Source organism: Amycolatopsis sp. (genome assembly GCF_035276945.1).
In the GTDB taxonomy this organism is placed as follows: domain Bacteria; phylum Actinomycetota; class Actinomycetes; order Mycobacteriales; family Pseudonocardiaceae; genus Amycolatopsis_E.
The window spans coordinates 112,040-132,419 of the sequence record NZ_DATELF010000059.1 but is presented as its reverse complement, the minus strand read 5'-3'; the positions used below and the strand labels follow the sequence as shown (position 1 = coordinate 132,419).

Genomic DNA, 20,380 nt, shown 5'->3' with positions numbered 1-20,380 from the left:
GGCGGCCGCGGAGAAACACGGCGTGTGCGTCCGGCCGTTCACCATGGAGGCCGGCGACCCCGACACCGGCGAACTCCGCTACGTGGCCGTGCCCTGCGGCTCCACAGTGGAAAGCGTCTGTGCGCCGTGTGCGAAGAAGGCGAAGGCGCTACGGATGGTGCAGTGCCGGGAGGGCTGGCACCTCGACCAGGAACCGGACTTCACCCCGGCACCACCCACCGAAGACCAGAAAGCGCTCGTCACCGTCCGCGCGGACCTGGTGGCGGCGTACCGGGCGGCGGTGGAGAACGGGGACGAGGGCCAGGCCGACGAACTCCGCGACGAAATCCGCGGCGTGGACGAGGAACTTCGGCAACTCGGCGTCCGGGGCCGTCTGCCCTCGCCGGACCTGCCGGACAAGCGGACTCCGAAGCGGTCGACGCGGCGCAGGCAGGATGCGCCGAACCTGCCCCGGCGCAAGGTCGCCAAGACCACCGTGGGCCGGGAGTACGCGGGGCGGTTCCGGCCGTCGATGTTCGTCACCCTCACCTGCGACACCTACGGCCGGGTCCGGGACGACGGCACCCCGGTCGAGCCCGGTAGCTACGACTACCGGCGGGCCGCGCGGGACGCGGTGCACTTCTCCGCGCTGGTGGACCGGTGGTGGCAGAACCTCCGCCGAGCGGCCGGCTGGGATGTCCAGTACTTCGCCACCGTCGAACCCCAGAAACGCGCCGCTCCGCATCTCCATACGGCGCTGCGGGGATCGATCCCGCACGAGGTGATCCGGCAGGTCACCGCGGCCACCTACCACCAAGTGTGGTGGCCCAACCATGACCGGCCCGTCTACGGCGGTGACCAGCTCCCGGTCTGGGAACCACGCTCGAAGTCCTTTGTGGACCCGGAAACCCGGCAACCCCTCACCGAGTGGGACCAGGCGGTGGAGGAGGTCGAGAAACCTGCCCACGTGGTCACCTTCGGCCGTCAGGTGCACTCCAAGGGCATCCTCGGCGGAACCGAGGAAGCCGGGCGGCACATCGGCTACCTCACCAAATACCTGACCAAATCCACGGGTGAGGTGGTCGAGGCCACCTCGGCTCGGCAGCGGGAGCACCACGACCGGCTCCACGCCGAACTCGCCGTGACGCCGTGCTCGCCGCGGTGCGCGGTCTGGCTGCTCTACGGCATCCAACCCAAGGGAGCCAACTCCCGCACCACGCCGGGGCACTGCAAGGGACGGGCACACCGCCGGACAACCCTCGGTCTGCCGGGGCGGCGGGTGCTGGTGTCGCGCAAGTGGTCCGGCAAGACCCTCGCCGACCACAAGGCGGACCGCAAACGGTTCGTGCGGGACATGCTCGCGGCGGTCGGCATCGTCAAACCGGAACAGGACCCGGCGCGGCTGATCTGGTGCAAGCTCCAACCCGGCGACCGCGACGCGCCACCCCGGGCGCATCTGCTCATGCGGGCCATCGCCGAACGCATAACCTGGCGGGCCGAGTACGACCGGGCGCTACTCGCAGCCGCTGGGCCGCCCGGCGACGGTCCAGAAACTTCGGCAATTCCACAAGCAGCGTGACTACCTGGGGAAACGACACGTTGAACACGAACTACCTGAACGTCGAACAAGCCGCCGAATACCTCAACACGTCCGTTCGCTTCGTCCGGCGACTCATCGCCGAACGTCGCATCGCCTTCCACAAGGTCGGCGCACACGTCCGCCTATCCGTCGACGACCTGGAAACATTCGTCCAGGCCGGCCGCGTCGAGCCGGTTGAGGTGCGCTGGTCTGGCGGGAGGGCGGCGTGATGGCCAGCAAGAAGCCACGTCGCCGTTTCGGGAAGGTGCGGAAGCTGCCGTCCGGACGCTTCCAAGCGTCGTTCATCGGGCCGAACGGGAAGCGACAGTACGCGCCGAACACGTTTCGAACGAAGACGGACGCTGACCGCTGGTTGGTCAAGGTCGAAGCGGACATCAGCCGGGGTGCCTGGTTGGATGACAACCTCGGGCGGGAAACGTTCGCCAACTACGCCGATGCCTATCTTCGGGACAACCCGGATATCGGCGACCGGTGGGAGGAAACGTGTCGGCGCAACATGCGCCTGCACATGACAGACCTGCTTGAGTTGCCGTTGATCGCGATCACTCCGCCGGTGGTTCGGAGCTGGTATGGCAAGGCGACGGCGGGCACGGGTGGTAAGACGTCGATTGGGCAGGCGTACCGGTTCCTGCGGGCCGTGATGAACCAGGCCAAGCGTGACGGCGCCATCCAGGTCAACCCGTGCCAGATACCCGGCGCCGGGTCGGACAAGTCCAAGGAGCGGAGCATCGCGACCCCGGCGCAGATCGACGAACTGGTCGAGGCGATCACGCCTCGGTACCGGGCGGCCGTGCTACTGGCTGCCTGGTGCGGCCTGCGCCGTGGGGAGGTCTGCGGGCTACGGACGGAAGACGTTGACCTGGTCGGCGGCGAGATCACGATCCGTAAGAACCGCGTCGAACTTCTTGAGAGTCCGAAGAAGTACGACAAGGACCCGAAGTCCGAGGCTGGAAAGCGGGAGATCGCGTTTCCTCCACATCTGAAGCCGTACCTTGTCGAGCACATGGCGAAGTGGGCGGGTACGCAGCGGTTCTTCATCGGCCGTGACGGTCAGCCCATGCGAGGCAACGCGGTGTACCAGGCGTTCGTCCGTGCTCGGGATCGTGTTGGCGTCAAGGTGTCGTTTCACGATCTCCGGCACACCGGTCAGACGCTGGCCGCGAGTACGGGGGCGACCCTGGCGGACCTGAAGAAGCGGCTCGGGCACTCGTCGGCTGCGGCGGCCTTGCGGTACCTCCATGCGGTCGAGGGCAGGGACAAGGAGCTGGCGGGCGAGCTGAGCAAGTTGGCCGAGCGGGGCGACGCGATCAAGCTTCCGAAGACCATCATCGTGAAGCACTGATGGGGCACGCGGGGTGCACGAACCACTCGTGTACCCCGCCTGACCTGCTGAAACGTCTGCGCCTGAAAAGCGGAAGGTCGCCGGTTCGACCCCGGCCCTGGCCACTTACACTCCCTGATCCCGTGTTTTTCATGATCTGTCAGGTTCGGAGCGTTAGCACAGTGCTCGCCCACACTCCGCTTGTTCCGCGTAGTGTCGCTGGTGAGGTTATGTTGTGGGGGCCGTGATCAGGGCGAATGCCGATCTTCGGTAGTGGCGTGTGGTTTTGCCACGGTTGATCAGATGCCAAATGTCTCTCCTAGCGCTGCTCGTGACGCCGACTCCCGTAGCTGGTGCTGCATTTTCTAGCGAGATCGCTATCTAATGCAGGCATGCCCCGTCCTTCGACGCTTGGTTTGCTCGCTGATCTTGCGGAGGATCAGTGGGGGCTGTTCACGCGTCGGCAGGCTGAAGCGACAGGGATGGCGTGGAGCACGCTAGCGCGTTCGGTCGCCGGAGGGGGAGCTGTCGAACGGGTTGCCCATGGCGTGTACCGACTGCGAGGTGCTCCCGTGGCCGATCACCTTGAACTGAAGGCGGCGTGGCTGCAACTCGCTCCAGATGTGCCGGCATGGGAACGCACCGCTGACGGGGGTGTGGTGTCACACCAATCTGCTGCCGCCGTACCCCCGCGTGCGCGGGGACGACGGGCGAAGACAGGTAGATCGTCTGACCGTTCGGGGTCCACCCCCGCGTGCGCGGGGACGACGGGTCGTCCAACCACGCGGCGAACCCGCCCACCGGTCCACCCCCGCGTGCGCGGGGACGACTAGCGGGCAAGTAGCGACCCCGCGCGCACTTCCGGTCCACCCCCGCGTGCGCGGGGACGACGATCGTGCAGACCGCGATCGATCACGCCCCGTAGGTCCACCCCCGCGTGCGCGGGGACGACGAGGACACGCTGCTGGGTGCGTCCCTCGAGGAGGGTCCACCCCCGCGTGCGCGGGGACGACGCCTCGCCGACCGGTTCCGGCCGCCCGCACCTGGGTCCACCCCCGCGTGCGCGGGGACGACGCTCCGCGTTCGCGGGTGTAGTACCGCATGAAGGGTCCACCCCCGCGTGCGCGGGGACGACAATCTTAAAGAAACCGCCACGCTTGTCCAAAGAGGTCCACCCCCGCGTGCGCGGGGACGACGTGCTGGAGACCCGCATCCCGTCACCGCGCCGAGGTCCACCCCCGCGTGCGCGGGGACGACGCTTCGAAAGACCACGCCATCGAGTCCGCGGTGGGTCCACCCCCGCGTGCGCGGGGACGACGTCCCATGTAAACCGGAGCTCGCCACGGCGATCGGTCCACCCCCGCGTGCGCGGGGACGACCGGATCTCTTTCCGCAGCTTCCGGTACTCGCGCGGTCCACCCCCGCGTGCGCGGGGACGACACTTGCTGACCTGGTGCTTTGGAGCGCATCTCGGCGAAATTGATTCGGTTGTATTCACCTCTCGTGTGTAGGTGAGATGGGTGGTGCGACGGTGATGAGGCCGCAGCCGAAGGCCTTTGCTCGTCCGATGCCGTCGAGCAGGGCCCGTGTGAACGTGCCAGGGTCCGTGACGATGAGGTGGCCGTCGTAGCGGACGGGTTCGACGGTGATGAAGGTCGCGTCGTTCTTGTGCCCACGCAGGGTTGGCGTGGATGACGGTGCCACGTCGGCTTGCCCGTTCGCGGCGATCGGGATGACGAAGCCGTGGCGTTCGCCTTGTCGAGCGAGCCATTCGACTTGCTTGTCAGGTTTTCGGTGGGGAACCCGCTTGCCCCGCCCGCGTTGGCCTGGGTTGCCTTCTTGATGGATGCTGCGGGTCGGGTTGGCGACCAGCCGGAAGGCAAGTTTGCGGCCCGGTTGGATCGCGTCGAGGACTGGCTGCAGGTCACGTATTTGGGCGGGTTCTGACAGGTAGCCGTTTGCGAGAAGCACCCAGTCTGGTTTCGTCTGGCTTTGCACGTAGAGCGCGAACCCTCGTTGCGCCGTGTCGAGGCGCCACAGCACGCCGTGTGCCTGCCGGGCCGGCTGTCCCTCGGTCACGTCGGGAAACACCGACATGACGGTGCGGTGCATCTGGTGGATGTCGGCGTAGTCGCGTCGGAACTCGCGAGAGGTCACGTTGACCGGGAGTTTGCTCAGGAACACGTGGGCTCTCCTGATTGGATCAGCTCCGTGGTCAGCGGGACATGACTGGTGACCACCGAGCGGGTTGCGAAGCGACGGTTTCCCTGCGCAAAGGAGATCGGGTGATCCCGACGTGGTTCGGCACCAGTGTGTGAGGACTTGCAGTCGGTGAGAACGCGCAGGTCCGCGGTAGGTTGGCCGGCGTCGAGCTTTCGTACTTCCTGACGTCGAAGGTCCTCGCGGATCTCCAGCCAGGGGTGCTGCCGTAAGACCTCGTCCACGGAGCGTTCGACGAGCCCAACCGCTGTCGGCGCTTCGGTCTTTTCCTTGCCTGCAGGGGTGACCAGCGGACGAGCGGGCACGAAGGCTTTTCGCCCGAAAAACAGCGGCCAGCGCGGGCGTTGAACGGCCGCGTGCAGTCTGCGCAGGAGAGCGGCGTCGCCTTCCAGCACGACGAGGAAGAGAGCATCGGCCAGGTAGTAGCGGTTGCTGATGACGGTGCGGTGTCCCCTGCCTTCGGTATTGGGGACGTTCTGCGTGGTGTGGTAGTCGCGTTCGATGATCCCTTCGCGATCGGCCCGAATCCCTAGACGAAGCCTCGCCAGATCCGCGATCGAATCGTCATCGTTGCGTTGGATGCCGAGTGCTGCGGCAAGCAGTCCGACGACGCCGGATTTGGTCGGCTCGGTCGCGGTGTCGCGGACGACGAAGCGTGAGTCGACTCCCCAGGATTGCATGGGCGCGTCGAAGCAGAGCGCCAACGACGTAGGCATGAAGGATCAGGCCTTCGTCGAACCCAGGACACGACTGGCGAAGTCGTCCATGCCTGCCGCGACTTCGCTCGCTTCGATGTGTGGGAGTTCTCCATCAACCGAGGCTGCGGTCACCGAACGAATATCGGAGTCGCCGTAGAAACGGCGGAGTTGTGTGAAGTGGTGCAGCAGCCTGTCGGTGGAGACGGTCAAGAAGTTGCAGCGGGCGACGGGTGTGAGGAAGGCGTTGGCCAGGTTCCAGGCGCCGCGTTCCCGGACAACGCCGAGCAGGGCGTGGGGCGTAGTGAGAGCGGCCATCGAGTTCTGCTTGCCGCTGGGGACCGCGTGAACGAAGGCGTAAAGCCACGCTCGGGCGGTGCGCGCAGTCAGATCGGCGTCACCGTGGAGGTTGGACGACAGTTGGTCGAGGTCGAGGTTGGCGTATCGGTAGTAACAGGCGGCGTTGAAGTCGACCGTGCCGATCATGTCGGCGCCGGCCTCGGCGTCCGGCTTCAGGTCATCGACGGCGGTGTAGTAGTCGAACTCGTTTGCGACGGCGTGCGTGGAGATCGCGTGCGCGACCTGCGAGGCGGCATCGACGCTGAAGTACTTGTTGTCCGCGATCATGCGTCCGAACAGGGCGACGTCGGCGACACGACTGGCGTCGAGGATGCGCCGGGCCTCAGCCAAGGTTTCCTTGTCTGGTTTGATCTTCTTCGCTTTTTCCTCGGCCTTCTTCTCGGCGTCGGCCTTTTCGGCGGCCGTGGCCTTCTGCTTCTCGGTTAAGACCTTGTGCAAGGTGTCCCAGTTGCGCTCGCAGAAGTCGGCGAGGAGTCCGATCGCGTTGTGGCCGACGAACATCAGGTACTCGGTGAGCTGGGTTTTGGTGTTGATCCCGAAACCCAGCGCCCACAGGCCTGCCTCCACCACGCCGAGGGCATCCTCTTTGCTGCGGTTGCGGTCGGAGCCGACCAGGATGTCCGCGGCGTTTTCCAGCAATCGTTTGGTGCGCACACCCGTTTCCGACTTGTCCAGTCCGTGCTGGTCGAACAGTTGGCGCGCGGCGCGCTTGAGGCTCTGGCTGGAGATCCGGCCCCGGATGTAGCCACCGAAGGTGGCGGTCTTGGGTTGTCCGACGTCGTCTCGGTTGAGGTTGCTGACGGGAAAGGACTGCAGGATGTGCAACTCGATGATCACGTGATTTCTCCGGTGGTCAGGCGATGGAAGGAGATTCGACCTTGGTGGTTGCGTCCTGGCCCGCACGGGGCTTCCGGTGGTAGTCACGAGCCCAGCGCAACCGAACACGGCGGACTTCCTCGTCGCGGCTGTATGGGCCGAGGACGACCACCAAGTCGTCAAGTAGCTGGTCATAGTCGACGGCCACGTTCTTTGTGCGTAGCATTTGGACGCATTGACGCAGGTAGTGTGGGAGTGCATTTCGGTCGACGGCCAGCAACTGCTGGAACCGGCGGGTGGTCGACTCGGTGGGCGGTTGCGACAGCGCGCGCATCGCAGTACCGATCGAGCCCCGTGTGTCTTTGCGGGGACGGGGTTGTGGGTGCAGCGCAAACAGGCCCGCGACGAGCAGCCATATCTCCTGCTCCGCCTCAGGCGGATCGTGCTCGAACACCACGTCGTAGGCCTCGGCTTCCTGACGCGGACCCGCGAAGCTACGGCGCAACCGTGCAAGCACCCGGCGCGCTTCGGCCGCCTGGCGGGGATCCGCTGTTAAGGCATCGTGATAGCGGTACATCGAGTTGACGAACAACCAACGACGTTGCTGCGGCGTGTTGGGCTCTGTTGGTTGCGCGGTCACGCCGACTCCTCTCCTTTGGCGTAGTGCCTGGTCTCGGCCTCGAACCGGTCGATCAGCCCTTGCACTGTGCCGACGAAGGTTCCGTGTACCTTGCCGGCCACATACAGCCCGCGGGCCCGGTCCGATAAGCGTTCGATCCAGTGTTCGGCCGCGTGATGTGCGACGCGGTGGACAGCACCGCTCCACTCGCGAACCACCAGCGTCTCGGGGCCGTCAGAACGCAATGCCGCCCCGAGACCGCGAAGGTACGTTCCGAATGGTTGGGGCAGGTTCGGCCAGTACTCGAGGTCGAGGTCACGTGTGTATTTGGCGTGGTCTTCCCTGCGGTAGGCTTGGAATTCCTTGCGGTAAGTAATGACCATATCTCTCAGTGCGTAGCCCGCCTCATCCGCGAGTGTCACCGCGAATCCGACGAGTCGGCCGACTCGGCTGTCCTGTGCCCGTAGCAAAGCCACGGGCGCAGGCACCTCTTCCTCGAACCAGCACTCGATGGCACCGCCATCGGGCTTGAGCTGTTGGCCGAACACCCGAAGAGTGAACTCCGTGTGCTCGGGAATCAGTTCCTCCATGCGCCCAGACAGTTCTTCGAGCGTGTGAGGTCGCTGGCGATCGGGATCCCCCGCCAGCAGCAGTTCCTGGCTGTGCCGCCACACCCCTTGGCGCTCCCGGAGACGCACGGGCGAGAACGGTTGCGGCTTCTTGCTACGAGGCTTCCTGGCCGGACGCTGGAAGGCGGCCATCAACTCCACGTGCCGCAACTCGCCGCGCAGCCGGGTGCCGGGTGTGATGATCACCCCGTCCACCACTGTGTTACCTCCCTCGGTTCGCGAGGACAACAGAATGCGCCGGGAGGGCCAGGTCAGCAGGTCAGTCCAGCCCAGGGGATCTCGGGATTTGGGCTCCGCACGCGGCGGGCTCGTCTCCCACGCCGGCCTGTCGTCGGCCGTCGTCATCATGGGCATTTCAGACTCCGGCTCATAGGTCGGCATGTTCAGCAGCAACGTTTCTTTCAACGTCGCACCCTCGACCAGGACACAGCCGAACTGGTTACACGGGGCTCTCTCCGAGGACTTCACCGTGCGATACGGTGTCTTCGTCCCCCCGGTGTCGTAGGCTTGCACTGTCACCAACCAGCGGGCCGCCTCGGCAGGAGACAGCATTGGCCGATCGGCTGCCGTGGTGTGGTCGAACAAGGTCACGTTGTTACCCGCTGCACGGAATGGCACCAGCTTCGCCGTCCCGGACATCGAGCACGACGCGAGAGCCGGACACTGGAAGAACGGCCGTTCCGGGTGGAACAGGTCGAAGTGATTCGGAAACTTGCCGACGTAGGTGCGCAACGGGTCTGTGGGCAATCCGTGCGCCGCCCACAGGCTCTCCCATTCCTGCTCGTCCTGGGGCCCGTAGACGCGGTGGGCGAAAGCCAGCACGAGCCGGTATAGCGCGGCGGTCATCGGCGGTGTCTCGCCCGCGATGCGGTAGAACTCGTGCGCGTGCAACAGGAGATCGGCGAGGCCTACGCTGACGTCACCGCTATCCACTGGGATCCACGGATCATGGACCAGGTCGAAAGTGGGGCGCTTTTCCTGGGGAGGTCTCGCCGGGGCGGGCGAAGCGTTCATCGGTCACCATCTTTCGCGGATACACAGAGGCCGAGGTCGGCGTCATAGGTCAGCACGAAGGCGCCCACGGAGCATTGTTCGTCGCAAAGTACCAAAGGGCGGTGATGACGCAGCCACGGAGTCGCTTGAAACGTCGGAGGCACGGGGATCTGGCGCAGGAGATCCACGGCCTCGCTGGGCACATCCGGGGATGCCAGCAACCGCACAGTCGAGTCGGTCAACTCCGCACACACCTCGCGCGCCAGCGGTCCAGGGGCGGCCAAGTCGACCACAGAAGCGCCGTCGATGGGTATCGCAGCATGGTGATCGCCGCGGAAGACCACCACATCAACGACCTCCTCGTCCATTGCGGAACGAAGGGTTGTGTTTTCGTCGATCATCGCCGTCGACCACTGTCCTTCCTGGTGCGACTCGAACTCGTCGCCCTCACGGTCAAGTCGGAAAGCCTGACGTGAGACGAAGCCTGCGGCAGGTACACCTCGGTTCCCAGGTATTTGTCGTGGGCGCGGGCAGCATCTCGTTTCCCGATCGCTGTCTCCCAGCGCCGTTCCCAACCCGCCGGGCAGGGGATCGTCTCGTCCTCGCCGTACACGGCGTCGACGAACTCGGACACGTTTTCTGGCGAGGTCAGTTCACGCTGATTACGGAGCAGCGCACACGTCCGCAGCAGCAGAATCTCCGGATACACCGTGACGGCATACCGTGGGAAGCGAGGGCCCTTGTCGCTGTCCACCACACCGGTAATCGCCAGGATGGGCGGACTGCCGTCGTTGATCCGCCGATGCCGCCACAACCTGCCCATTCGCTGGATCAGGCTGTCGATCGGCGCGAGGTCACTGGCCATGGCATCGAAATCCAGATCCAGGCTCTGCTCCAGCACCTGGGTACCGATCACGATCGCCCGCGGCCGTTCCTTGCTACGGGGACCGAAGTACCTGCGTAACTGGTTTTCCCGCTCCTTGCGGACCTTCGCCGTCAACCGCCCGGTGAGCACGATCAGCTCTGGCCGTTCGTCTCGCGGCAACAGCTTGATCAGTTTGACGAGCCGGTCATTGGTATCAGCGACTCGCCGTAGCAGGTTATGGATTACAACAGCGCAGCCACCATCCTTGACCTGCTCCAATGCCCACTCGGCGGCGCCGTCCATCCCCAGGCACTCGATCCGCGCTCTGCGCTTCGCGTTCAGTGAAGAGACCTCGGGCTCGGGCACTGTCGGCACCCGGTGCTCTCGCCCGTCAGACCAAGTCAGACGCGGATATCCCCCTGCCGAGGGCAGCGCAGCCACCTCGCTGACCTTGTAACCGCTGGCGCCCGCAGACCACGCCCGCACCAACTCCTCACGACGGCCAGAGGGCAGCGTCGCCGACAACAACACCACCGACACCCCTAACCTGCCCATCCACCACAGCAAACGGTCCAACACGGTGGACATGTACGTGTCGTAGGCGTGGACTTCGTCGATCACCAGCACCTTGCCTGACAACGCGGTGAGCGTGACGTACACCCATCGCGAGCGGATGGCGCCCTTCAAAGACTGATCAACAGTGCCGACACCGATAGGAGCGAGCAGCCCCCATCTGAGAGTGAGCCAGTCCGAGGCGACGGCGACGCAGTCCTCCCCAGCCTCATCCCGGCCGATGTCGACCAGGTGCTCCCCGGCGCTGCTGTGCAGCAACCGCGTTCTCGGGTCCACGGCCTGATTCGTGAAAAAGGTCTGGACCTCGTGGCGAGCTTGATTACTGGTGGCTTTCGTGGGCATGCCGATGTACAGCCCGGTGAGCCGCTGGTGGCGGATCAGGGTCGTCGCCCACTGCAGAGCGGCCTTGGTCTTACCTTCCCCCGTGGGAGCCTCGACGACGAGGATTGACGGACGGTCCTGATCCTTCGCCAACACCTCGACAGCCCGCTGGACCGGTCGCGGCTCTGACTTGAACAGATCCGAAAAGCCGGAGTCCTCTTCAGGGCGCCAAGGGATCCAGTCCAACTCGTCCACGGCTTTCCGCGCCAGCTTCCGGGCGGTCTCCACGTAGTCGACCAGGTCGACATCCACGCCCGCGTAGCCGAAGTTCTTTTTGCCCGAGGCAATCCAGTCGCTGACCGTCGTCAGCCCGGCCAAGCCTACGGCCGCCGCAAGGTCAATCCGCACCCGATCCCACGGCAACGACGACGGATCCGGCAGTCCCCACAGACGAACAAACTCCTCGACCATGCCGGTCCGCCACGTGGCCCACTTCTCCTCACCGTGACCGTTGATCGCGTCGCGCGCCTGGCGCCTCGTCTCGGCGTCCTGGAAGAAGCCGTGGTGACCGCCCAACACCCAGGCCAACTGCTGCGAGACCGACGCGGTCGCACCCCACGAGCGCAGCATCAGTTCTAGGTGCACCCCGGTCAGCGAGCCGTGTGGCGTGTCCGTCCGCCCTACACCCTTTACCGGGCTTACCCATCGGATGTCCGCCGCGGCCGCATCACCCAGCAGGTCGATGGCGAGATCGGCACGCAACGACTGGAACGCCGGCGAGAACTTGCCCAGGTCATGCAGCCCACACAGCACCGCAACCCACGCGGCCGCGTCACCCAGCGGCGCCAGCCCTGCCTCCAACTCGTCCCGGCACCGCGCCCCCAGAAGGACTGGATACAGCAACTCGGCGACCGCCGCCGTATCCAGCATGTGGCAGATCAACGGATGCGGAACATCCCCCGTCCCCGCTTTTCCCCAGACCCCTCGCCAGTCCGGAGGTGATGGCTGCCCCCTGTTTCCGCCGGTCACGCTGCCTTCCGGCCTGCTCCCCACAGGTACCTACTCCTACCACTCGAACCAACACTGACGCGCGCCGCCCCGCCTGCGGAAGACAGATGAAACCAGCGACCACCGATGAAAATCTCCGCAAGCTCGCAGAACGAACGATGTACCTGTCAGTAACACCCGAATGGTCCAAAGCGGCAACACGGACTCCAGGCGTCCGGCGACAACCTCCGCGTGCGCGGGAGGACTATGCGGCCAGCCTCGATTCTGGAAAGAGGGAAGGAGTCCCCGCGGGCCGCTGGGACGACTGCTGGACCCAGGGCGACGACGGGTTCATCTGGGGACCACCCCCGCGGGCGCGGGGACGACTGCAGCGGCCCCGTGGAGTCAGGATGCTGATTGGGACCACCCCCGCGGGCGCGGGGACGACGTGAGCACCGCTGGTCCATGCACGGCCCGGACGGGACCACCCCCGCGGGCGCGGGGACGACGTCTTCCTGACTCCACTCAAGGACCGACATGGCGGACCACCCCCGCGGGCGCGGGGACGACACTTGCTGACCAGGAAATTTACCGCAAGACCGTGGGGTTTTGAATCAGTAAGCAGTGCGCTCGTGCTTGGCGCGAACGAGGATGCGTGCAGCGACTCGGGGGTTCAGTTTGGGTCTCATTCATCTCAGGTCGCCTGCTGTCGTGACGGTACGCGGATGTTCTTGACCTGGAGCTTCGTCTGTCATGAACGATCATGAACTGACTTCCCGAGAGCTGAAAAGCGGAAGGTCGCCGGTTCGACCCCGGCCCTGGCCACCCTCGTAGGAACCATCTTGACGCAGGTCAAGGGTCTGCCGGAGGCCGCGAAGCGCCCTTGACCGGTTCCGCGCGGTCTGGCTGCTCTCGGGCGCGCCGCGAGGAGGTCGCCGGACGCTGGCCCGTTCGGCTGATCTCCGAAGCGGTGCCGGGTCCAGGGCAGCGCCCTGACCGCCGGAGGCTTTTGTCTTCACTGCGCATGGAGCGCCCAGTCAGCGTCCAGCCTGGCGCCCGGAGACCGTCGGACCGGGCCTTACAACTCGACGTACATCACGTGCAGGTCCACACGGCCGAACTTCGGGTGGTCGAAAGCGCCGGGAGCGGTGCCGACGATCTGGAAGCCGAGGCGCTTGTGGAGGCTCACCGCCGCATGGTTGGTCTCCACCACGGCGTTGAACTGCATTCTTGCGTAACCGTGGCTCCGCGCCCAGTCCAGCGCATATCGGCACAGCGCCTCGCCGACGCCGCGCCCGCGTGCGTCCGAAGCGACCATGAAACTCGCGGTAGAGACGTGCGAGCCCGGGCCCACGGGGTCGCCATCGCCAACTCCCTCGCCCGCCGCATGGTGGTAGCGCCGCACCGCGCCGGCGGGCAGGCGCAGTTCGTGGAATCCCCTGTGCCGACTCTCGACGACGGTCACAACCTGGCCGAACTCGTCGACTGGGTGCGCCAACACCTGGGCGAGCCCCTGACCGTTGGCGACCTGGCCGCCCGGGCATTCATGTCGCCACGGACGTTCGCCCGCCGGTTCAAAGCGGCTATCGGCATCACCCCGTACCGCTGGCTACTGGAACAACGACTGCTACTTGCCGAGCAGTTGCTCGAAGACACCGACCTTCCGATCGACCAGATAGCCCACCGCAGCGGCCTGGGCAGTCCCGACACGTTACGTCACCACTTCGCCCGACGGCGCCGCACCAACCCCATCGCCTACCGTTACGCCTTCCGCGCGACCACCAATCCCACGAGGTGAGTGCAGGCGCTTCGTCACAGCACCTCCAAGACCGGCTTCTGACTGCGAGGCAGTGAAGGTGCGGCGTTCGTACGCGGCGAGAGCCCAGCAACTCCGACAGGACGCCGTCCAGCCGCGGTCGGCGCACTGTGGTTCGGAACGGCGCGGCGAGACCGGCTCAGCCCGGGCAGTCTTCCACGCCATGGGGCGCTTGACGGTGACGGGTCCACGATGGACGGCGCGGACTCATGCGGGCAGAACCTGTTCGTAGAGCGGGAACTGGAGAGGATCGAACCGCTTACGACACGGTCGCGGTCAGCTATGCCGACCAGTTTCGTGGCGCCCTCGCGGGGGAGCCCTACCTGCGTGGGGTTCTGGCGTTGTTCGCCGACCTCGTTCGTGCCGTCGGCGGCGGGCCAGCGCTGGATGCGGGCTGCGAACCAGGACACGTCCCGGCCTACCTGCGCGAACTGGGCGTCGACGCCTTCGACATCGACCTCTCGCCCACGATGACCGACGTGGCCCGGCGTGGACATCCCCGCCTGCGGTTCGAGGTCGGTTCCACGACGGACCTGAACCTTGCCGATGCCTCCGTCGCCGGCCTGCTCGCCTGGTGGTCGTCCCCGATGCCGCAATTCCCGGGGTCTTCGCGCAGTTCCGGCGCGTGTTGCGTGCCGGATGGCGCCCGGATGCTCGCGCCCGGGCGCCACCCCGGAGCAGGTCCATTGCCGCTCGGCTTTCACCTGGGTGACGCGTCTCGGCTGAAGACGCAGGGCAACGGCGGCCATCCGATGAAGGTGGACGTCCACCGCCGCCCGGTGCTTGGCTACGCGAGAGCGGATTCGCGATCGAAGCCGAGATGGTGGTCATCGATTCGGACGGAAGGCTCCCCAGCGTCATTTTCTTCGCGCACTGACCAATTACACTGGACCAGGCGTTTTGTCTGGTAGAACCGGCCACCCAATAGGGGCGTCGTTCCTGACGGGGTGATCGGCTGGAGTAGCGTCAGCGGCATGGCGGGAATCTCCACGGTGTTCGGGCTGTTGCCGCGGCCGTTGCGGTCATTGCTGATCAAGCATCGTGAGCTGCTGAAGTTCGCGACCGTCGGCGGGATCTGCTTCGCCGTGACGAACGTGGTCACGTACGGGCTCCGGCTCACCGTGCTGACCAGGCAGCCGATCACCGCGCTGGCCATCGGCGTGCTGGTGGCTACCGTCGTGTCGTACGTGCTCAACCGCGAGTGGTCGTTCCGGACCAGGGGCGGGCGGGAGCGGCACCACGAGGCCGCGCTGTTCTTCGTGATCAGCGGGATCGCGGCGGGTCTGAACGAGGTTCCCCTGGCTGTCGCGCACTATCTGCTGAACCTGCGCACACCCCATGTCGGCTTGGTCACCCAGGAGATCTCCGACTACGTGTCGGGAATCATTCTGGGCACGCTGGTGGCGATGGTGTTCCGCTGGTGGGCCTTCAAGAGATGGGTGTTTCCCGAGGCCGGGGCCCGGCCACGGATCGTGCGTGGCCAGGCGCGGCAAGCCGCGAAGCCTGACGAACGAGCCGCCTGAGGAGTCCGTGACCCCTGTGGTGCCGCTGGGCGACACCGTGGTCGTGCCGCAAGGCGGTCGTGTTCGGTATTCACTTCGCGACCGCTGTGATCGTTCTCGTCAGCGCCGCCCCGCTCTTCGCGATCTGATCACTCCCGGAACAGTAGGCAAGGAGGCGGGCATATCGTTGATCGTGGCCACGACGCCGACATCCTGATCGTCATCACGCCGGGGTGGAGTGGCACGCTGGCGGATGACCTGCATCCGGTTTCGGAACCCGGTCGCCCGCCGCTTTCGGGAAAAGGCGGAAATTACCGGCGCACCTTTCGTGGCAGGTAAGCGAAAACAGTAAGGTGACCTAATGGCTGGCGTGAGACGGCGCACCCAGGCGGAGCGCCGGGCGGCCACGCGGACCGCCCTGCTGAACTCGACGGTCGACTGCCTGGTCGAATACGGTTACACGAACGTCACGGGGGCGCAGATCGCCACGCGTGCCGGGGTGACCAGGGGCGCGCAGGCGCACTACTTCGCCACGAAGGCGGAACTCGTGGCCGCCGCGTTGGAGCACGCGACCGGCCGCATCACCCAGCAGTTCCGCGACGACCCGCCGCAGCGCGCCACGGAGGCGGAAGCGGTGATGGCACTGGTGGATCGTTTGTGGGTGCTCCACGACAGCCCGGCGTTCACGGCGGTGGTCGAACTGTGGCTGGCCAGCCGCACCGACGCCGAACTCAGCTCACACGTTTCCAGGCTGAACAAGCAGATGACCGCCGCGGTCAAGGAGATCCTCACCGAGGTGGTGCCCGACTTCCTGTCCGGAAAGGACGGTGTCGCGGTGATGACCACGGCGCTGGCGGCCATCCGCGGCGTGCTGCTGACCGGTTTCGTGGCCGGCCCGGAAGCGCTGGATTCGGTCTGGACAACCACTCGCGGTCAACTCGAAAAGCTGGTCAGGGCAGCCATCGAGGACGGTCAGCGCTCGGCCGGCCAGAGTTCGTCCGCGGGCAGGGGTTTGCCGAAGTAGTAGCCCTGGCCCTGGTCGCAGCCGAGCCGGCGAAGCAACTCCAGCTGACTCCGGTTCTCCACGCCCTCGGCGACCACGGTCAGTTTGACGGCGTGTGCCATCGCGATGATGCTGGTCACGATCACCTCGGCCTCGGCGGAGCTGCCGAGCTTGGTGACGAACGACCGGTCGATCTTGAGCGCGTCCAGGGTGAGCCGCTGTAGCTGCGCCAATGACGAATAGCCGGTGCCGAAGTCGTCGATGGCAAGCCGCACACCGAGTTCACGCAGCGCGGACAGCACCTCCCCGGCCGCGGTCGCATCGCGCATCAGCGCGCTTTCGGTGATTTCCAGGCACAACGCCTTCGGCGGCAGACCCGCCCTGATAAGCGCTTCCTCGACGGCGGGCACGAACCCGGGATCTTCGAGCTGCCGGGTGGACAGGTTGATCTTGAGATCCACTTCGATCCCGGCGGCCCGCCGTGCCCCCAGTTCCTGGGTGGTCTCCCGCAGCACGTAGTTGCCGAGGAGGTTGATCAGATCGCTTTCCTCCGCGAGCGGGATGAACTCGGTCGGGGACACCGCTCCGTGCACCGGATGAGTCCAGCGCAGCAACCCCTCCACGGCCACCGTCCGGTTCGAGCGCAGGTCCACCACCGGTTGGTAGGCCGCCCACAGCCTGCCCTCGCGGACGGCGTCGCGCAGGTCCTGCTCCAGCCGGAGCCGGCGTTGCACCCGTTCCCGCAGCCCCACGTCGAAGAACTCCACGCGGCTGCGGCCGAGCGTCTTCGCCTGGTACATCGCGACGTCCGCGTCCCGCACCAGATCGTCGGCGGTGCGCGGGTCGTCCGGCCCGGCGACCACGATGCCGATGCTCGCGTCGACGTGCAGCCCGCGGCCTTCCAGCGCGATGGGCTTGGTCAGTGACTCGCGCAGGTGCTCGGTGAGGGCGCGCACGGTCGACGGGTCCGGCACGTCGAAGGCGATCACCACGAACTCGTCGCCGCCGAGCCTGCCGACCAGGTCGGTGATCCGGACCGCACGCCGCAACCGCTCTCCCGCGATCCGCAGCACCCGGTCGCCGGTCGTGTGCCCGAGGGAGTCGTTGATGACCTTGAACTTGTCCAGGTCGATGAACAGCACCGCGACCGTCCGGTCGCCCAGCGCCGCGTTGAGCCGGTCGAGCACGAGTGTGCGGTTCGCCAGTCCGGTGAGCGGATCGTGGGTGGCGTCGTGCTCGAGCCGTTCCCCGATCGCGAGGCGCTCGGTGATGTCGCTGAACGACAGCACGAACGAGCTGTTCTTGATGTCCTCCGGATGCATCGCGCGGCAGGACAGCGAAAGCCACACCGTTCGGCCGTCGCGTCGCAGCACGCGCAGCACACGGTTGAGCTGGGGGACGCCGGTCCGGCGGACCTGCGCTGACGGAAACTGCGCCGGTGTGAAGCGGTACCCCGATTCGTCGTAAAGGGGCCATTCTCGAGGCGAGGAGCGCATCATCATGGACTCCGGCACGCCGAGGATGCGCTCGGCCGCGGGATTGGCGGAGACCACCATGCCGTCCGGGCCGACCACCAGCACGCCTTCGTCGAGCGCGGCAACGACCGTGCTGTACTGCCGTTCGGCCCGGCGCCGGGCGGTCTCGTCGGCACAGACCAGCACATACCCGTCCTTCATTTCGGCTACCGAAACTCGAACTTCGAGCGCGGCACCATCGGCCGAACGGTGGCTCGCCGCGATGACGCCGCCGGCACGCAGCACCTCGCCGGGGTCCAGCGGAGCACCGACCAACTCGCCGACCCACCGCCCGAGCGCGACGCTGTCCGGCAGCCCGTAGATCGTCTCGGCCGCCGGATTCCAGCTGGTCACCCGGCCGTCGGCGTCGGTGGCGATGATCGCGTCACTGACGTGCTCGACCAGCGCGGCCTGGTAGTGCAGCGACGCCTGCGCGGCCTTCTGCGCGCTGAGATCGCGCAGGATCACCTGGTAGGCCGTCCTGCCTTCCCAGGTCGTCCGTACCGACACGACCTCCATCGGCACCTTCTCGCCGTCGGCGAAGCGGAGCAGCGCCTCCGCGGGCGCGGTCCTGGCACCCGGTTCGGTCAGCGAGGCGATCCGATCGAGCATGCCGGGGACCGACTCCTCGGCCACCAGTTCCGTGATGGGTTTGCCCAGCAGGTCGGCGCTGGTGGTACCACCGGCGAAGCGCACCAGGCTCGGGTTGGCGTAGACCACGAGCCCGTCCTGGTGCACGCCGATCAGATCCGGGCTGAGTTCCACCAGCAGCCGGTACCGGTCGGCGAGCTCACGGCGCTCGTCGTGCCGATCGGTCACGTCGGTGGCTGTGCCCAGCAGCCGGCCGCCGGTGGTTCTGGCCTGGAAGCGGATCCAGCGGGTTCGCCCGTGCTGGTCCTCGAAGGGCCGTTCGAGGTCGAGGTCCTGCCAGACTTCGGTAGCCGCCCTGAGCGGCTCGATCACTTCGGTCAGCGTGGTGTGCACCTGGTCCTCGGGCAGGCCGAGTAGTTCGGGCAGGCCCTCGTGCCAGCCGAGCAGGCCACTCGCGGAATCCAGGGACCAGACCACGGTGCGCTCGGCGGACAGCGCCAGGTCGATCACCTGTTCGTGATCGACCGGCAGGGGGCGATTGGCGTTTGCCTCCATGTTTCGTCCGATCCGCCGATTGTTTCGCTAGCCGAGATTAGACCATCTGGTGGGGCCGTTGTGGGCTGGAAGTACCGAACCCAACCCGTTCGTTTGAGGGTGGACACGGACCCTCCGTACCTGGTCGTTTGAGGGATAGGTCCGTTCGGCCCCGAACGGATCCTAGAGGTACCAGTTCGGAAGGGGCGAGTGTTATGGGCTCGCTGGAAATTGCAATCTGCGGAATCGGCGCGGTTACCGGCTATGGTTGGGGACGCGACCGTTTGTGGGAAGGGCTCAGTTCGGGTAAGCACGCGGCCAGACTCGAAGGCGGCTACGGGCCCGACTGTGACGAACTCGCCTGGGTCATCCGCGTGCCCGAGGGCGGCGAGGATGACGACGGGCCGACCCGTTTCGCCAAGTCGGTGCGCGCGGCCGCCCGCGAAGCGGTCCTGGACGCGTTCGAGCGCGGCTGGCGGCCGGGGCCACGTGTCGGTGTCGTCCACGGGGAAGTGCTGCACGACACCTTGAGCTGGGCGGAGTTCTACGCGAGCAACCGGTTCGGGCGGGTTCGGGACTACCTGTCGATGATGCCGTCCACGGCGCCGTCGATGTTCATGAAGGAGTTCGACTTCCACGGGCCGTCGCTCGCCGTGGGCGCGATGTGCGCGTCCGGCAACGCGGCCCTGATCACCGCGAAGACCTGGCTCGACGCCGGGATCGTGGACGACGTGGTGTGTATCGCCACCGACCTGACGATCAACCCGCAGCAGCTGTGGCACATGGTCCGGCTGGGGGTCGTGGTCGCCGACGCCGATCCGCTGACCGCCTGCCGCCCGTTCCAGGAGGGCAGCCGCGGCTTCCCCATGGCCGAGGGCTCGGCCGCGTTCGTGCTGTCCAAGCGGTCCGACCGGCCCTACGCCCGGGCGTTGGGCGGCGCCATCACCCAGGACGCCTATCACGTGATCTCCATCGACCCTGACCTGGATCAGTTACGCGCCTGCTACACAAAGGCCCTGGCCGACGCGGGTGTGTCGGGGTCGGACATCCGTTATGTCAACGCGCACGGGCCGGGAACGGCGCAGTGCGACCGGGCCGAATCAATGATGTTGGAGGAGTTCTTCACCCCCGAGACGGGCATCTACTCGGTCAAACCGCTCGTCGGGCACTGCCAGGGCGCGGCGGCCGGGGTCGAGCTGGCGGTGGCGGCGATGGCCTACGAGCGGGGCTACCTGCCCGCGCCCCCGCGGGTGGCACCCGGTCACCCGCAGCTGATCAGCGGAAAGACGCCCATTGGAGACGGGCTCACGCTGAAGTCCTCGCTCGGCATGGGCGGCAACAACACCGCTGTCGTGCTCGCCCCGGCGGCCTGACCCGACCCCTTGCCGGCTGCGGTCGGCAAGGGGGCCATCAGGGAAGATGACGGGGACAGGCACGCGCTG

At 66.4% G+C, this 20,380-nt stretch carries 17 protein-coding genes, 1 pseudogene and 1 CRISPR repeat array; of the genes and pseudogenes, 9 read left to right on the top strand and 9 right to left on the bottom strand.

Annotation, left to right across the window (positions count from 1 at the left end; all coding sequences use genetic code 11):
* The 4 genes and pseudogenes from VJT49_RS10045 to VJT49_RS35150 all read left to right on the top strand — a co-directional run.
* Window positions 1–1,558, top strand: a 1,558-nt coding sequence (locus VJT49_RS10045; protein WP_324164467.1) for a replication initiator, incomplete at its 5' end; no start/stop codon positions are given.
* Window positions 1,559–1,578: 20 nt separating this feature from the next.
* Window positions 1,579–1,788, top strand: a complete 210-nt coding sequence (locus VJT49_RS10040; protein WP_324164477.1) for a helix-turn-helix domain-containing protein — start codon at window positions 1,579–1,581, stop codon at window positions 1,786–1,788.
* Between the two features lie 182 nt (window positions 1,789–1,970).
* Window positions 1,971–2,921: a site-specific integrase gene (locus VJT49_RS10035; protein WP_324164466.1), complete on the top strand. Its 951-nt coding sequence runs from the start codon at window positions 1,971–1,973 to the stop codon at window positions 2,919–2,921.
* Between the two features lie 371 nt (window positions 2,922–3,292).
* Window positions 3,293–3,448, top strand: a pseudogene (locus VJT49_RS35150) (type IV toxin-antitoxin system AbiEi family antitoxin domain-containing protein); the annotation flags it as partial.
* A gap of 132 nt (window positions 3,449–3,580) precedes the next feature.
* Window positions 3,581–4,340: a CRISPR direct-repeat array (repeat unit 28 nt; unit sequence GGTCCACCCCCGCGTGCGCGGGGACGAC).
* Window positions 4,341–4,394: 54 nt separating this feature from the next.
* Here the strand turns inward: VJT49_RS35150 and cas6e are convergent.
* The 8 genes from cas6e to VJT49_RS09995 all read right to left on the bottom strand — a co-directional run bounded on the left by cas6e (window position 4,395) and on the right by VJT49_RS09995 (window position 13,296).
* Entirely contained in the window at window positions 4,395–5,057 is a 663-nt protein-coding gene (gene cas6e, locus VJT49_RS10030; RefSeq protein ID WP_324164465.1) for a type I-E CRISPR-associated protein Cas6/Cse3/CasE, read from the bottom strand.
* A 17-nt stretch (window positions 5,058–5,074) separates the two neighbouring features.
* Window positions 5,075–5,824, bottom strand: coding sequence for a type I-E CRISPR-associated protein Cas5/CasD (gene cas5e, locus VJT49_RS10025; RefSeq protein WP_324164464.1), 750 nt, complete (start codon window positions 5,822–5,824; stop codon window positions 5,075–5,077).
* 18 nt (window positions 5,825–5,842) lie between these two features.
* Window positions 5,843–7,012 (bottom strand): type I-E CRISPR-associated protein Cas7/Cse4/CasC, encoded by a 1,170-nt coding sequence (gene cas7e / locus VJT49_RS10020; protein WP_324164463.1) that lies wholly within the window; start codon window positions 7,010–7,012, stop codon window positions 5,843–5,845.
* Window positions 7,013–7,028: 16 nt separating this feature from the next.
* Window positions 7,029–7,631 (bottom strand): type I-E CRISPR-associated protein Cse2/CasB, encoded by a 603-nt coding sequence (gene casB, locus VJT49_RS10015; protein WP_324164462.1) that lies wholly within the window; start codon window positions 7,629–7,631, stop codon window positions 7,029–7,031.
* Complete coding sequence (casA, locus tag VJT49_RS10010) at window positions 7,628–9,253, bottom strand: type I-E CRISPR-associated protein Cse1/CasA (RefSeq protein WP_324164461.1); 1,626 nt, start codon at window positions 9,251–9,253, stop codon at window positions 7,628–7,630. Before casA ends, casB begins: the two co-directional genes overlap by 4 nt.
* Window positions 9,250–9,633 carry a hypothetical protein gene (locus tag VJT49_RS10005; RefSeq protein ID WP_324164460.1) on the bottom strand — a complete coding sequence of 128 codons (384 nt, stop codon included), beginning with the start codon at window positions 9,631–9,633 and terminating at the stop codon, window positions 9,250–9,252. The genes casA and VJT49_RS10005 overlap by 4 nt, the downstream gene beginning before the upstream one ends.
* The gene (cas3, locus tag VJT49_RS10000; protein ID WP_324164459.1) at window positions 9,630–12,020 is read right to left on the bottom strand and encodes a CRISPR-associated helicase Cas3'; all 2,391 of its coding nucleotides are present in this window, start codon (window positions 12,018–12,020) and stop codon (window positions 9,630–9,632) included. Before cas3 ends, VJT49_RS10005 begins: the two co-directional genes overlap by 4 nt.
* A gap of 1,036 nt (window positions 12,021–13,056) precedes the next feature.
* Window positions 13,057–13,296 carry a GNAT family N-acetyltransferase gene (locus VJT49_RS09995; RefSeq protein ID WP_324164458.1) on the bottom strand — a complete coding sequence of 80 codons (240 nt, stop codon included), beginning with the start codon at window positions 13,294–13,296 and terminating at the stop codon, window positions 13,057–13,059.
* Between the two features lie 18 nt (window positions 13,297–13,314).
* Between VJT49_RS09995 and VJT49_RS09990 the strand changes: the two genes are divergently transcribed.
* From VJT49_RS09990 to VJT49_RS09975, 4 genes are all read left to right on the top strand, one after another.
* Window positions 13,315–13,776: a helix-turn-helix domain-containing protein gene (locus tag VJT49_RS09990; RefSeq protein ID WP_324164457.1), complete on the top strand. Its 462-nt coding sequence runs from the start codon at window positions 13,315–13,317 to the stop codon at window positions 13,774–13,776.
* 359 nt (window positions 13,777–14,135) lie between these two features.
* Entirely contained in the window at window positions 14,136–14,705 is a 570-nt protein-coding gene (locus VJT49_RS09985) for a methyltransferase domain-containing protein (RefSeq protein ID WP_324164456.1), read from the top strand.
* A 63-nt stretch (window positions 14,706–14,768) separates the two neighbouring features.
* Window positions 14,769–15,317 (top strand): GtrA family protein, encoded by a 549-nt coding sequence (locus VJT49_RS09980; RefSeq protein ID WP_324164455.1) that lies wholly within the window; start codon window positions 14,769–14,771, stop codon window positions 15,315–15,317.
* 340 nt (window positions 15,318–15,657) lie between these two features.
* On the top strand, window positions 15,658–16,320 hold the full coding sequence (locus VJT49_RS09975) for a TetR/AcrR family transcriptional regulator (RefSeq protein WP_324164454.1): 663 nt from the start codon (window positions 15,658–15,660) through the stop codon (window positions 16,318–16,320).
* Here VJT49_RS09975 and VJT49_RS09970 read toward each other — a convergent pair.
* Window positions 16,269–18,959: a sensor domain-containing protein gene (locus VJT49_RS09970; protein WP_324164453.1), complete on the bottom strand. Its 2,691-nt coding sequence runs from the start codon at window positions 18,957–18,959 to the stop codon at window positions 16,269–16,271. The genes VJT49_RS09975 and VJT49_RS09970 overlap by 52 nt on opposite strands.
* A 194-nt stretch (window positions 18,960–19,153) precedes the next feature.
* Here VJT49_RS09970 and VJT49_RS09965 point away from each other — a divergent pair, with 194 nt between their 5' ends.
* A complete protein-coding gene (locus VJT49_RS09965) occupies window positions 19,154–20,311 on the top strand; it encodes a beta-ketoacyl synthase N-terminal-like domain-containing protein (RefSeq protein ID WP_324164452.1) in 1,158 nt (385 codons plus the stop codon).
* The last annotated feature ends 69 nt before the right edge of the window (window positions 20,312–20,380 follow it).

Excerpts from the sequence above, each read along its gene's own strand:
- casA (WP_324164461.1), bottom strand. The coding sequence starts at position 9,253 with ATGAACGCTTCGCCCGCCCCGGCGAGACCTCCCCAGGAAAAGCGCCCC.
- VJT49_RS10005 (WP_324164460.1), bottom strand. The coding sequence starts at position 9,633 with ATGATCGACGAAAACACAACCCTTCGTTCCGCAATGGACGAGGAGGTC.
- VJT49_RS09995 (WP_324164458.1), bottom strand. The coding sequence starts at position 13,296 with ATGGTCGCTTCGGACGCACGCGGGCGCGGCGTCGGCGAGGCGCTGTGC.
- VJT49_RS09980 (WP_324164455.1), top strand. The coding sequence starts at position 14,769 with ATGGCGGGAATCTCCACGGTGTTCGGGCTGTTGCCGCGGCCGTTGCGG.
- VJT49_RS09975 (WP_324164454.1), top strand. The coding sequence starts at position 15,658 with ATGGCTGGCGTGAGACGGCGCACCCAGGCGGAGCGCCGGGCGGCCACG.
- VJT49_RS09970 (WP_324164453.1), bottom strand. The coding sequence starts at position 18,959 with ATGGAGGCAAACGCCAATCGCCCCCTGCCGGTCGATCACGAACAGGTG.
- VJT49_RS09965 (WP_324164452.1), top strand. The coding sequence starts at position 19,154 with ATGGGCTCGCTGGAAATTGCAATCTGCGGAATCGGCGCGGTTACCGGC.